Here is a 13860-nt window from a genome sequence, read left to right as displayed (position 1 = left end):
AAGTCCTTAACATCGGGGCAGTGCTATCTTGAGCCTGCCATTAATTACCGATCTCCGTTGCATCCTCGCGACTAATGACAACCCTTAACCGCCCCTGCGGTAAAGCCTCTCATTAGCCGCGCGAACCTCTGCAAACAAAGATCACACCCAACAACAATACATGAGTTTGCTCAGGATTGCTGCGCATTGCTCGAAAAAAGGGGCCATAAAGGCCCCCTTTTCATGAAACTCGCACAAATCTGATCGCCAAAGGGGTTTTAGCACACATTTGTGGCATCCCAGACGATCCGATTTTAAGACTTAGCGACGCAGACCGAGGCTTTCGATCAGGCTGCTGTAGCGTGCAACGTCTTTACGCTTCAGGTAGTCCAGCAGCTTACGACGCTGAGATACCATGCGCAGCAGACCGCGGCGGCTGTGGTGGTCTTTTTTGTGCTCAGAGAAGTGGCCCTGCAGATGGCTGATCTGCGCGGTCAACAGTGCAACCTGAACTTCAGTTGAACCGCTGTCGTTAGCACCACGACCATATTTAGCAACGATCTCTGCTTTAGCTTCTACGCTTAGAGACATAATAAACTCCAGTTAAATGAATGTATGGGCGCCGATCTCTAATTCAGCATCCCGCTTTAAAGCCGCGCTATTCTACTCTTCGCCAGAAGGCAACGCAAATGCCCTTAATGAAAAGCGCACAACTTAATTCTGATACTCAACCACTAAACGGCGTGGAGCAATCCGGCCATCGTCGGCCACTTCTGCCATACCGATAAACTTGCGTGTTTCACCTTCGGTGACGCGAACCAGCCCCTGGTCAGGTGCCTGACTTGCATGCACCGGCTGGCCCTGTTTAAAGTAGGCCGCCACATCCGCTGACAGGTTGACCGCAGGAAAATCCGCAGCCGGACTGTCCATGGGCAGCAGCAGAGGATCGAGCTGTAACGCCAGATCGTCGCCTGAGGCGTTCGCCTCTGCCTGCAACGCCTGAAGCTGCTCCAGCGTGACCATTCTTTCGAAGGGATAGCGTGCTACCTGCAAACGACGCAGCATGATGACATGCGCACCGCAGCCCAGCTTTTCACCCAAATCGTCAATAATGGTACGGATGTAGGTACCTTTAGAGCAGTGAATTTCCAGCTCAAGCTCACTGCCCTGCCAGCGAATAAACTGCAAGTCATACACGGTGATCGGCCGGGGCTCACGTTCGATAGTGATGCCTTCGCGGGCATATTCATACAGTTTCCGGCCCTGATGTTTCAATGCTGAAAACATCGACGGCACCTGCATAATGTCACCACGAAAACTGTCCAGTGCGGTATCCAGATCGGACTGGGTAAAGGTCACGGGACGCGTTTGTACCCGGTTCCCGTCCGCATCGGAGGTATCGGTACGTTCACCTAACCGGGCAATCACGCGATAACGCTTATCGGAATCCAGCAGATACTGCGAGAACTTGGTGGCTTCACCCAGACAGATCGGCAACATACCGGTTGCCAGCGGATCAAGTGCACCGGTGTGTCCTGCACGGTTAGCGTTAAAAATGCGCTTCACCTTCTGCAGAACATCGTTAGACGACATGCCTTGTGGCTTATCCAGCAACAAAACGCCATGGACGTCGCGACCGCGACGACGAGGACGACTCATTACGCCTCCTCGTCATCATCCGTGGTTTCTGGACCACGACGCTCAACGTCTTTTTTCACCACGTTAGTCACGAGGTTGGACATGCGCATCCCTTCAATCAACGAGTTATCGTAGAAGAAGGTCAGTTCAGGCACGATACGCAGGCGCATGGCTTTACCCAGCAGCGTACGGATATAACCCGAGGCTTCTTTCAACGCTTTCAGGCCATTTTTTACGGCTTCTTCATCTTGATCGTTGAGGAATGTCACAAACACTTTGGCGTAAGCGAGGTCACGTGATACCTCAACACCCGAAACGGTCACCATCATGCCAAGGCGTGGATCTTTAATCTCACGCTGCAGAATCATCGCAATCTCTTTTTGCAGCTCCTGTGATACACGCTGCGGACGGCCAAATTCTTTCGCCATTTTTATTTCTCCCAAATAATTCGGGAGGCCAGCGGCCTCCCAAATTGCATCATCAACGCCAGGACTTAAGCGATGGTGCGTTTAACTTCAATCACTTCGAAGACTTCGATCATATCGCCGACACGAACGTCATTATAGTTCTTCACGCCGATACCGCACTCCATGCCGTTACGCACTTCGTTAACGTCATCTTTAAAGCGACGCAGTGATTCAAGCTCACCTTCGTAGATCACCACGTTATCGCGCAGTACGCGGATTGGATTGTGACGTTTGATGTTACCTTCCGTCACCATACAACCTGCGATAGCACCAAATTTCGGTGATTTGAACACGTCACGCACTTCAGCCAGACCGATGATCTGCTGTTTGTACTCTGGTGCCAGCATACCGCTCATTGCGGCTTTGACTTCGTCAATCAGGTTATAGATGACGGAGTAGTAACGCAGATCCAGGCTTTCAGCGTCGATGACGCGACGCGCAGATGCGTCCGCACGGACGTTAAAGCCAAGGATAATCGCGTTAGATGCGGCTGCCAGCGTCGCGTCGGTTTCGGTGATACCACCTACGCCTGAACCCACAATCTTCACCTTCACTTCGTCGGTGGAGAGTTTGAGCAGGGAGTCGGAGATCGCTTCCACAGAGCCCTGAACGTCGGCTTTCAGCACGATGTTCAGTTCAGATACTTCGCCTTCGGTCATGTTAGCAAACATGTTTTCCAGCTTAGATTTCTGCTGACGTGCCAGTTTCACTTCGCGGAATTTGCCCTGACGATACAGTGCCACTTCACGGGCTTTCTTCTCGTCACGCACCACGGTCGCTTCATCACCTGCCGCCGGAACACCGGACAAGCCGAGGATCTCAACCGGGATAGACGGGCCCGCTTCCATGACTTCACGTCCCAGTTCGTCACGCATTGCACGAACACGGCCGTATTCGAAGCCACACAGAACGATATCGCCTTTGTTCAGCGTACCTTCGCGTACCAGAACGGTCGCAACCGGACCACGACCTTTGTCGAGGAACGATTCGATCACAACGCCGCTGGCCATACCGGCACGAATGGCCGTCAGCTCAAGCACTTCTGCCTGCAGCAGAATCGCGTTCAGCAGATCGTCAATACCGGTACCCGCTTTCGCAGAGACGTTGACGAACATGTTTTCGCCGCCCCACTCTTCCGGAATGATGCCGTACTGTGTCAGTTCATTTTTAACACGATCCGGATCGGCTTCTGGCTTATCGCACTTGTTGACAGCAACCACAACCGGCACTTTCGCGGCTTTGGCGTGCTGAATCGCTTCGATGGTTTGTGGCATCACACCATCATCTGCCGCCACCACAAGGATAACGATATCCGTTGCCTGCGCACCACGTGCACGCATCGCGGTAAACGCGGCGTGGCCCGGGGTATCCAGGAAGGTGATCATACCGTTGTCGGTTTCGACGTGATATGCACCGATGTGCTGTGTAATCCCGCCCGCTTCGCCAGAGGCGATTTTGGTCGAGCGGATATAATCCAGCAGTGAGGTTTTACCGTGGTCAACGTGGCCCATAATGGTCACGACCGGCGCACGCGCTTCCTGCGCTGCATCGGTATCACGATCGTCCATTACCGCTTCTTCCAGCTCGTTTTCACGACGAAGGGTCACCTTGTGGCCCATTTCTTCGGCAACCAGCTGTGCGGTTTCCTGGTCAATAACCTGGTTGATGGTCGCCATAGCGCCCATTTTCATCATCGCTTTGATGACCAGTGAACCTTTAACGGCCATTTTGTTAGCCAGTTCAGCAACGGTGATGGTTTCGCCAATCACCACATCGCGGTTAACCGCCTGTGCTGGCTTGTTGAAGCCCTGCTGCAGAGCGCTTGGCTTACGATGCTTACCACCTTTACCACCACGAACCTGCGCACGGGCTTCTTCGCGGTCGGTTTTGGCTTCTGAATGCTTGTTGCCTTTTTTCACCGGACGCGCGGCTTTAGCACTGCGCGTGCGGGCACGACCCGCTTCGACCTGACGATCGTTCTCGTCTTCGGCCTGACGGGCATGTGTTGAGGTGGTGACGTGATAGTCGCCCTTATCCTCTTCTTCAGGCTTTTCCCATTCAGCCGCTTTTTCTTCGGCTAAACGGCGGGCTTCTTCCGCGGCGAGGCGGGCAGCCTCTTCCAGCTTACGACGCGCTTCTTCTTCCGCTTTACGCTTCAGTTCAGCGGCTTCAGCTTCACGACGTGCTTTATCGGACTGGGCGGCCTTGGTCACTTCGTCGGTAGGTTGATTAGTCACTTTCTCATTTTCCGCTGCTGCACGCTTAGCCTTTTCAGCGGCTTCGCGCCTGGCTTTCTCTTCGGCTTCACGTTGCGCTTTTTGTTCCGCTTCACGACGCGCCTGTTCAGCGGCCTCGCGTTGCGCCTGCTCTTCCGCTTCACGCTGCGCCTCGGCTTCTGCTTCTGCCTGAGCTTGCTCAGACTCTGCATCACCTTTTACATACGTGCGCTTTTTGCGGACTTCGATTTGCACCGATTTACTTTTACCCCCGGTGCCAGGAATATTCAAGGTACTACGCGTTTTGCGCTGCAGGGTCAGTTTGCCTGAACCGGCCTGACCATGCTTCAGGTGAGACAGTAAGGTTTCTTTCTCATGCTGGGTCACCGCATCATTTTCAGACTTTGGGATCCCCGCATCAGCAAACTGCTGTACCAGGCGATCGACCGAAGTCTGAATTTCTGCTGCCAGCGATTTTACGGTTACATCTGTCATGCTGTTCCTTCCTGTTATTACGCGTCATCGCCGAACCAGCAGATATTGCGTGCGGCCATAATCAGCGCGCCAGCTTGCTCATCAGTCAGCCCTTCAATATCAGTCAGATCGTCAACACCTTGCTCAGCAAGGTCTTCCAGCGTGCAAACGCCTTTGGATGCCAGGCGGAAAGCCAGTGCACGATCCAGACCCTCAAGATTCAAGAGGTCTTCTGCAGGTTCCTGATTCCCCAGGCTCTCTTCTTTAGCCAGTGCCAGGGTGGTTAACGCATTTTTTGCTCGTTCACGCAGGGCTTCAATGGTCTCTTCGTCGAGGCCGTCGATTTCCAACAGCTCGTTAATTGGCACATAGGCCAGTTCTTCCAACGATGAGAAGCCCTCTTCCACCAGAATGGTGGCGAACTCTTCGTCGATGTCGAGATGTTTAGTGAACATATCGATCGCTGCATGGGCTTCAGCCTGATGCTTCGCCTGCAGATCATCGACGGTCATCACGTTCAGCTCCCAGCCACTCAGCTGTGAAGCCAGACGCACGTTTTGGCCATTACGGCCGATCGCCTGGGCCAGATTGCCAGCCTCAACGGCGATATCCATCGTGTGGTTGTCTTCATCAACCACGATTGACGCCACATCAGCCGGAGCCATGGCGTTAATAACAAACTGTGCCGGGTTGTCGTCCCACAGCACGATATCGATACGCTCGCCGCCCAGTTCACTGGACACGGCCTGAACACGCGCACCGCGCATACCGACGCAGGCACCCACCGGATCAATACGTTTGTCGTTCGTTTTTACTGCAATTTTAGCGCGTGAACCCGGATCGCGGGCTGCGGCTTTAATTTCAAGCACTTCTTCGCCAATTTCTGGTACTTCAATGCGGAACAGTTCGATCAGCATTTCTGGCTTTGAGCGGGTCACAAACAGCTGTGCACCACGCGCTTCCGGGCGAACGGCATACAGAACACCGCGAATACGGTCACCAGGGCGGAAGTTTTCGCGCGGCAGCATATCCTCACGCAGGATTACCGCTTCAGCATTGTTGCCCAGATCCAGTGAAATGTTGTCACGGTTAACTTTTTTCACCACGCCGGTGATAATTTCGCCTTCCTGCTCACGGAACTGATCCACGACCATTGCGCGCTCGGCTTCACGTACTTTTTGCACGATAACCTGTTTTGCGGTCTGGGTAGTAATGCGGTCAAAGGTGACAGATTCAATCTGATCTTCAACGTAGTCGCCCAGATTGAGGGACTCATCTTCGTAGCGAGCCGCATCCAGCGTGATCTCACGCGTTGGCTGAGTGACCTGCTCTACGATTTCCCAACGGCGGAACGTATCAAAGTCGCCACTTCTGCGGTCGATGCTGACGCGGACGTCAATTTCCTGCTCGTACTTTTTCTTGGTCGCAGTCGCCAGCGCGCTCTCCAGCGCTTCGAAGATTTTCTCACGCGGCAGGGCTTTTTCGTTAGAAACGGCTTCTACAACAGCTAAGATCTCTTTGTTCATCCTGGTTAGCCTCAATCCGGACTTTTAAAAGTGGGGGACCAGGTTCGCTTTCTGAATATTACTCAGCGCGAACACCTCGTCATTACCCTCAACGTTTACCGTTATCATCTCGCCTTCTACAGACTTGATGATTCCCTGCCATTTACGGCGGTTTTGAACGGCCATACGCAGCACCAGGCTCACCTCATCGCCGGTAAAGCGTGCATAATGTTCTGCAGTGAACAGAGGACGGTCGAGCCCCGGTGAGGACACTTCAAGGTGGTAAGGGACGGTGATGGGATCTTCCACATCCATCACGGCACTCACCTGGTGGCTGACGTCCGCGCAATCGTCAACATTGATGCCATCTTCACTGTCAATATAGATGCGCAGGGTTGATGTGCGACCACGAACGAATTCAATTCCGACCAGTTCGTAGCCGAGCGCTTCTACCGGAGCAGATACCAACTCTGTCAATTTTTGCTCTAATGTGGACAAGCCCACCCCCAAGACATAAAAAAAGGGCCTATAGCCCAGTATTACGATTCGCTAATAACAAAAAACCCCGAATAGTCGGGGCTTTTTATCACTGGACCCTGTATGCCGCATTGCGGCCCGGACGCCCATCCAAAAGAATTTTTTTCAAAATTCGCTGCTAATGCGCCCGTCGATGCATACAGTATATTTGAAAAAGAACTCTAAGGGAAAGTGGTTGCGGGGGCCGGATTTGAACCGACGACCTTCGGGTTATGAGCCCGACGAGCTACCAGGCTGCTCCACCCCGCGTCCGAAAACGTGGCGAATGTTACGCCGATCATGCATAAAATGCAAGTCTAACTAAGATTTGGTACCGAGGACGGGACTTGAACCCGTAAGCCCTTTCGAGCACTACCACCTCAAGGTAGCGTGTCTACCAATTTCACCACCTCGGTACTGCACTGACTGCGACGCTGAACTGCCGCTTATGACGCTTAACGCTATTAATGCGGGATATCGTTGCCCGGCGTAGCCGGTTTAGCTGGCTGAGTCTGCTGTTGAGACTGAGCTGGCGCAGTGAGGTTATCCCACTCACTTCCTTTGGCTGTTTTATTACTGTTCAGGTTACCCAGAATCAAGCTGATGACGAAAAACAGCGTAGCCAGTACGGCGGTCATGCGAGTCATGAAATTACCTGACCCTGTTGAACCGAACAGCGTACCTGACGCGCCTGCACCGAATGATGCACCCATATCAGCGCCTTTGCCTTGCTGCAGCATGATAAGACCCACAAGGCCAATTGCTACAATAAGGAAAACAACTAACAGAGCTTCGTACATAATCAACCTGTTTCCTTGCGCGTAATCCGCACAGTTAAAGCTTCAACCAATTTGACGGGGAGTTTCTTCATCACCCATCAGAAGCGGGTGTGAATACTAACCAATGGCGCATACCTCTGCAAGTGCAATTTACATGCGGCACGCTGATTGCAGAAAAAAGCGCCAGTGCGATGATTTTGCAGGCAGGTTCACTGCGATGTCCCCGCCTGCCAGCTGCCTCAGACGGCTTTAACCGCATCGGCAATTCGATTCGCCAGCGCCGTAACCTGGGTTTCATCCTCACCCTCTACCATTACGCGGATTAGCGGTTCCGTGCCCGATTTACGCAGCAGCACGCGTCCTTTTCCGGCCAGGGCTTTTTCCACGTCCTCGGCTACCGCTTTAACGGCATCGCTTTCCAGCGGATCGTGCTCGCCGGCGAAGCGGACATTTACCAGCACCTGAGGCAGCATTTTCATGCCGGTGCAGAGATCGTGCAGGCTCATATGGTTACGAACCATAGCTGTAAGTACTTGCAAACTTGCAACGATGCCGTCACCCGTAGCGATCTTATCCAGCAGGATCACATGACCGGAGTTTTCCGCTCCCAGGCGCCAGCCTTTTTCCTGCATTTTTTCCAGTACATAGCGGTCGCCCACTTTTGCACGAACAAAGGGAATACCCAGCTGTTTCAGCGCCAGCTCCAGCCCCATGTTGCTCATCAGCGTGCCGACCACACCACCGCGCAACTGTCCCTGACGCAGACCTTCGCGGGCGATGATATACAGAATCTGGTCCCCATCCACTTTCTTGCCAAGGTGGTCGACCATCATGATGCGATCGCCGTCACCGTCATAGGCCAGACCGATGTCCGCTTTTTCAGCCAGTACGCGTTCCTGCAGCATCCTGAGATCGGTCGCGCCGCATGCTTTATTAATGTTCATGCCATCAGGCTGGACGCCAACTGCAATCACCGTCGCACCGAGTTCACGCAGGACATTAGGCGCAATGTGATAAGTGGCACCGTTTGCACAGTCGACGACAATTTTCAGGCCACTGAGGCTGAGTTCGCTGGGGAACGTACCTTTACAAAATTCAATGTAACGCCCGGCCGCGTCAACAATACGGCTGGCACGCCCCAACTGGGCGGATTCCACACAGGTAAGCGGTTTTTCCATTTCCAGTTCGATCGCCTCTTCTACGTCATCGGGCAGTTTCGTCCCTTCGGCGGAGAAAAACTTAATGCCGTTATCATCAAACGGATTGTGCGACGCGGAAATCACGATGCCGGCTTCGGCACGGAACGTGCGGGTCAGATAGGCAATAGCGGGCGTGGGCATTGGGCCGGTAAACGCCGCGGACAGCCCTGCGGCTGCGAGACCGGCTTCCAGCGCGGATTCCAGCATATAGCCTGAAATGCGCGTGTCTTTACCAATGATAATTTTTTTGGAGCCGTGACGGGCCAGTACTTTACCCGCCGCCCAGCCGAGCTTTAATACAAAGTCAGGGGTAATCGGTGACTCACCGACTTTGCCGCGAATCCCATCGGTACCGAAATATTTACGTTCGCTCATGCTCTTCATCCTTTCGCTCTTTGTGTCGCTTCAACCACCCGCATCGCTTCGACGGTTTCTTTTACATCGTGGGCGCGAATAATGTGCGCGCCCTGCATGGCGGCAATAACCGCACAGGCCAGGCTGCCCGTCAGGCGCTGGGAAGGCCCCACATTCAGCAGTTGTCCAATCATTGATTTGCGTGACATGCCAACCAACAGCGGCAGCGCAAAACGGTGAAATTTACTGAGGTGGGCCAGCAGTTCATAATTGTGGCTGAGATTCTTACCGAAACCGAAGCCCGGGTCGAGTAACAGATTCTCTTTTTTTATGCCTGCGGCTTCGCAGCGGGCCAGTTGTTCAACGAAGTAAGTGTCCACTTCGCTTACAATATCCTTATAGGCTGGTGCCTGCTGCATCGTACGCGGTTCGCCCTGCATATGCATCAGACAAACCGGTAAGCCCGTTGCCGCTGCCGCTGCCAACGCGCCAGGCTCAGACAGCGAGCGCACATCATTGATAATGTGAGCCCCTGCGCTGGCGGCTTCACGAATCACGTCGGCTTTGGACGTATCGACTGATATCCATACCTCAAAGCGTTGAGCGATAGCTTCGACCACCGGAATCACCCGTTCAAGCTCCTCCTCAACGCTCACTTCATCAGCGCCCGGACGCGTGGACTCGCCCCCCACGTCAATGACTGTTGCGCCAGCGTTCACCATCTCGTTAGTGTGCGTTAACGCATCGACCAGCGCATTGTGTTTACCACCATCGGAAAAAGAGTCCGGCGTGACGTTGAGAATGCCCATCACATGTGGAAATGACAAATCGAGATGGGAATCACGGGCGAACAGTTTCATGGTGAAAAACTCCTTGTGGTTCAATGTATAGATGTAAAAAACCCCGGACCAGCCGGGGTTTTATTAAAAGACCTGACGTCTTATTTGTCGAACTGTTCTGACATGGTATTGCCTGGATTCGGCGTACGCGGTTCATCGACCGGACGCGGGGCCTTTGGCGTACCGTTACTGTCTGAATTGCTGCTGCCCGGATCTTCCCAGCCTGCTGGCGGACGCACTTCACGACGTGCCATCAGGTCGTCAATCTGCGGTGCATCAATGGTTTCATACTTCATCAGCGCATCTTTCATCGCGTGAAGAATATCCATGTTTTCGCCCAGAATCTGGCGAGCGCGCTGATAGTTCGTATCGATCAGGTGTTTAACTTCCTGGTCGATAATACGGGCAGTTTCATCTGACATATGCTTGGCTTTTGCCACTGAACGGCCCAGGAACACTTCACCGTCTTCTTCAGCATACAGCAGCGGGCCCAGTTTCTCAGAGAAGCCCCACTGGGTAACCATATTACGGGCCAGGTTTGTTGCCACTTTGATATCGTTAGAGGCACCGGTAGAGACATGTTCTGCACCGTAGATGATCTCTTCCGCCAGACGACCGCCGTACAGGGTCGAAATCTGACTTTCCAGCTTCTGACGGCTTGCGCTAATCGCATCGCCTTCAGGCAGGAAGAAGGTCACACCTAATGCACGACCGCGCGGGATAATGGTCACTTTGTGCACCGGATCGTGTTCCGGCACCAGACGACCAATAATCGCGTGGCCGGCCTCATGGTAAGCCGTAGACTCTTTCTGTGCTTCGGTCATCACCATGGAACGGCGCTCTGCACCCATCATGATTTTGTCTTTGGCTTTTTCGAATTCCACCATTGACACAACGCGTTTATTGCTGCGTGCAGCAAACAGCGCCGCTTCGTTCACCAGGTTCGCCAGATCGGCACCGGAGAAGCCTGGCGTACCGCGCGCAATGATGGCCGCATCAATGTCGGTTGCCAGGGGTACACGACGCATATGCACTTTCAGAATCTGCTCACGACCACGTACGTCTGGCAAGCCCACGACAACCTGACGGTCAAAGCGGCCAGGGCGCAGCAGCGCAGGGTCAAGTACGTCTGGACGGTTGGTCGCGGCAATCACGATGATGCCTTCGTTACCTTCAAAGCCATCCATTTCAACCAGCATCTGGTTCAGAGTTTGTTCACGCTCATCGTGCCCTCCCCCTAAACCGGCACCACGCTGGCGACCAACGGCATCGATCTCATCGATGAAGATAATGCACGGTGCCGCTTTCTTAGCCTGTTCAAACATGTCACGGACGCGAGACGCACCCACACCGACGAACATTTCAACAAAGTCAGAACCTGAAATGGTAAAGAACGGTACTTTCGCCTCACCGGCAATGGCTTTCGCCAGCAGGGTTTTACCGGTACCCGGCGGGCCGACCATCAGAACGCCTTTCGGGATTTTACCCCCCAGCTTCTGGAAACGGCTCGGTTCACGCAGGTATTCGACCAGCTCACCGACTTCCTCTTTCGCTTCGTCACAGCCTGCTACGTCAGCAAAAGTGGTTTTAATCTGATCTTCCGTTAGCATGCGGGCTTTGCTCTTACCAAAGGACATTGCGCCTTTGCCGCCACCGCCCTGCATTTGCCGCATGAAGAAAATCCACACACCAATCAGCAGTAACATTGGGAACCAGGAAATGAAGATCGACGCCAGCAGGCTTGGCTCTTCAGGCGGCTCACCAACCACTTTAACGTTCTTGGTCAACAGGTTATCGAGTAACTTGGGATCATTGACAGGAATGTAGGTGGTGTATTTATTACTGTCTTTTTTGGTTACGTTAATTTCACGCCCGTTAATACGTGCCTCGCGGACCTGATCCTGGTTCACTTCCGACAGGAAGGTTGAATAATCAACCCTACGGCCATTTGACTCGCTGGGCCCAAAGCTCTGGAAGACTGACATCAGTACAACCGCGATGACTAGCCAGAGAATCAGGTTTTTCGCCATGTCACTCAAGGGATTAACCTCATATTACAACGGTGTTAACAGATAGCGTAGGGTACTATAGATCCTTCGTACATGGAATCGCAGCGGGAAGGCTGGATGATCCACCACGTTGGCTACAGCTTGCGCCCAGTCGCCACAATATAAACTTCACGTGAACGTGAACGTGAAGCGTCAGGCTTACGTATTTTCACTTTCGTGAACAGGGATCGAATTTCCCGCAGGTATTCATCAAAGCCATCCCCCTGGAACACTTTCACTACAAAACTCCCGCCGGGAGCCAAAATGTCACGACACATCTCTAACGCCAGCTCAACCAAATACATCGACCGGGGAATATCTACGGCAGGTGTACCACTCATATTCGGTGCCATATCAGACATGACGACCTGGACTTTCTGATCGCCCACACGCTCAAGCAACGCGTTAATCACCGATTCTTCACGAAAATCGCCTTGAAGAAAATCGACACCAACAATAGGATCCATAGGCAGGATATCACATGCAATGACACGCCCTTTGGACCCAATTTGCTGTACCACATATTGCGACCAGCCACCGGGTGCAGCACCCAGATCTACCACGGTCATACCGGGTTTGAAAAGCTTGTCACCCTGTTGTATTTCATCAAGTTTAAACCAGGCGCGCGAACGCAACCCTTTTTTCTGTGCCTGGAGCACGTATTTATCGCTAAAGTGTTCCTGTAGCCAGCGGCTGGAGCTGGCTGAACGCTTTTTACCGGTCATAAAATTTCCAACTAAATCGTCATCGTAGCGATAAATCTGCACGCAGTAGGTTGCGTCGATTTGGCGATATACCCGAGATGGCGGTAGAATGAACCGTTTTCAATCCCCGAGTAAGTAAATAATACGATGAATCTAAGTACCAAACAAAAACAGCACCTGAAAAGCCTTGCCCATCCGCTCAAGCCAGTCGTCATGCTCGGAGGCAATGGCCTGACCGAAGGTGTGCTGGCAGAGATCGAACACGCGCTGGGACACCACGAGTTAATCAAGGTGAAAGTCGCCTCTGAAGATCGTGAGACCCGGCAGCTGATCGTCGACGCTATCGTACGTGAAACTGGCGCCGTCAACGTTCAGTTGATAGGTAAAACGCTGGTGCTGTATCGCCCCGCTAAAGAGAGCAAGATTTCTCTGCCACGTTAAGTGGGCAAAGAAAGTGCCATGCTCTTACATGGGATAAAAGGCCGCAGCGCGGCCTTTTTCCTTTCTTTACATTGTACTGCAACCCGTTACAAAAGGTTGCCACCTGTCAGATGTATTCCACCTTCAGGATTTCGTACTCCACATCGCCGCCCGGCGTTTTGATAATCGCCACGTCATCGGCTTCTTTACCCACCAGGCCACGCGCCATTGGCGAGTTAACAGAAATCAGATTTTGCTTAAAGTCTGCTTCATCGTCACCTACGATGCGGTACGTAAACTCTTCATCCGTATCCACATTCAGGACCGTCACCGTCGCGCCAAAAATGACGCGGCCGGTTTTAGGCATTTGGGTGACGTCGATAACCTGCGCATTTGAGAGTTTGGCCTCAATCTCCTGAATGCGTCCCTCACAGAACCCCTGTTCTTCACGCGCAGCATGGTATTCGGCATTCTCTTTCAAATCGCCGTGCTCGCGGGCCTCCGCGATGGAGGCAATAATGCGCGGGCGTTTCACCGTTTTCAGCTCATGCAGCTCTTCGCGCAGCCTTTCAGCGCCTCTTAACGTCATCGGAATCTGGTTCATTTTAGCTCCTCGTCATCAATCCTGTTTCACGGTGCATCCTGACCGGTGACTGCAGAAAAAAGCGTTCTGCGGCGCCATGCCTCATTTTGCAAATAAAAGAAGACTGACCCGGAAATGT

General features: G+C 53.0%; 13 protein-coding genes and 2 tRNA genes. 1 reads left to right on the top strand and 14 read right to left on the bottom strand.

From position 1 onward, the window contains the following. Positions 1-300 precede the first annotated feature (300 nt). The 13 genes from rpsO to rlmE form a co-directional block, all read right to left on the bottom strand. On the bottom strand, positions 301-570 hold the full coding sequence (gene rpsO / locus RAC90_RS09920) for a 30S ribosomal protein S15 (RefSeq protein ID WP_006121766.1): 270 nt from the start codon (positions 568-570) through the stop codon (positions 301-303). A gap of 123 nt (positions 571-693) precedes the next feature. Further along, on the bottom strand, positions 694-1638 hold the full coding sequence (gene truB, locus RAC90_RS09915; protein WP_262959774.1) for a tRNA pseudouridine(55) synthase TruB: 945 nt from the start codon (positions 1636-1638) through the stop codon (positions 694-696). Next, on the bottom strand, positions 1638-2045 hold the full coding sequence (rbfA, locus tag RAC90_RS09910; RefSeq protein WP_006121764.1) for a 30S ribosome-binding factor RbfA: 408 nt from the start codon (positions 2043-2045) through the stop codon (positions 1638-1640). The genes truB and rbfA overlap by 1 nt, the downstream gene beginning before the upstream one ends. 65 nt (positions 2046-2110) lie before the next feature. Then, positions 2111-4795 (bottom strand): translation initiation factor IF-2, encoded by a 2685-nt coding sequence (gene infB / locus RAC90_RS09905; RefSeq protein ID WP_028723648.1) that lies wholly within the window; start codon positions 4793-4795, stop codon positions 2111-2113. A 17-nt stretch (positions 4796-4812) separates the two neighbouring features. Continuing rightward, the gene (gene nusA / locus RAC90_RS09900; protein ID WP_006121762.1) at positions 4813-6300 is read right to left on the bottom strand and encodes a transcription termination factor NusA; all 1488 of its coding nucleotides are present in this window, start codon (positions 6298-6300) and stop codon (positions 4813-4815) included. 24 nt (positions 6301-6324) lie between these two features. Beyond that, positions 6325-6777 (bottom strand): ribosome maturation factor RimP, encoded by a 453-nt coding sequence (gene rimP / locus RAC90_RS09895; RefSeq protein ID WP_006121761.1) that lies wholly within the window; start codon positions 6775-6777, stop codon positions 6325-6327. Positions 6778-6988: 211 nt separating this feature from the next. Then, positions 6989-7065 (bottom strand) — tRNA-Met (locus tag RAC90_RS09890). A gap of 59 nt (positions 7066-7124) precedes the next feature. Then, positions 7125-7211 (bottom strand) — tRNA-Leu (locus RAC90_RS09885). Positions 7212-7259: 48 nt separating this feature from the next. After that, a complete protein-coding gene (secG, locus tag RAC90_RS09880) occupies positions 7260-7595 on the bottom strand; it encodes a preprotein translocase subunit SecG (RefSeq protein WP_006121760.1) in 336 nt (111 codons plus the stop codon). 218 nt (positions 7596-7813) lie between these two features. Continuing rightward, on the bottom strand, positions 7814-9148 hold the full coding sequence (gene glmM / locus RAC90_RS09875; protein WP_033739188.1) for a phosphoglucosamine mutase: 1335 nt from the start codon (positions 9146-9148) through the stop codon (positions 7814-7816). A gap of 5 nt (positions 9149-9153) precedes the next feature. Then, complete coding sequence (gene folP, locus RAC90_RS09870; RefSeq protein ID WP_375124283.1) at positions 9154-9987, bottom strand: dihydropteroate synthase; 834 nt, start codon at positions 9985-9987, stop codon at positions 9154-9156. A gap of 80 nt (positions 9988-10067) precedes the next feature. Beyond that, entirely contained in the window at positions 10068-11996 is a 1929-nt protein-coding gene (gene ftsH, locus RAC90_RS09865) for an ATP-dependent zinc metalloprotease FtsH (protein WP_033739186.1), read from the bottom strand. Between the two features lie 113 nt (positions 11997-12109). After that, a complete protein-coding gene (gene rlmE, locus RAC90_RS09860; RefSeq protein ID WP_006121756.1) occupies positions 12110-12739 on the bottom strand; it encodes a 23S rRNA (uridine(2552)-2'-O)-methyltransferase RlmE in 630 nt (209 codons plus the stop codon). Between the two features lie 126 nt (positions 12740-12865). Here rlmE and yhbY point away from each other — a divergent pair, with 126 nt between their 5' ends. After that, positions 12866-13159 (top strand): ribosome assembly RNA-binding protein YhbY, encoded by a 294-nt coding sequence (yhbY, locus tag RAC90_RS09855; RefSeq protein WP_006121755.1) that lies wholly within the window; start codon positions 12866-12868, stop codon positions 13157-13159. A gap of 106 nt (positions 13160-13265) precedes the next feature. Here yhbY and greA read toward each other — a convergent pair whose 3' ends face one another. Beyond that, positions 13266-13742, bottom strand: coding sequence for a transcription elongation factor GreA (gene greA, locus RAC90_RS09850; protein WP_006121754.1), 477 nt, complete (start codon positions 13740-13742; stop codon positions 13266-13268). Positions 13743-13860 lie beyond the last annotated feature (118 nt).

Origin of the sequence: Pantoea sp. CS_6 (assembly GCF_041954745.1) — a bacterium.
GTDB lineage: Bacteria > Pseudomonadota > Gammaproteobacteria > Enterobacterales > Enterobacteriaceae > Pantoea > Pantoea stewartii.
Note: the sequence above shows the minus strand (reverse complement) of the source record. Positions and strands in the feature narration are given on the sequence as shown.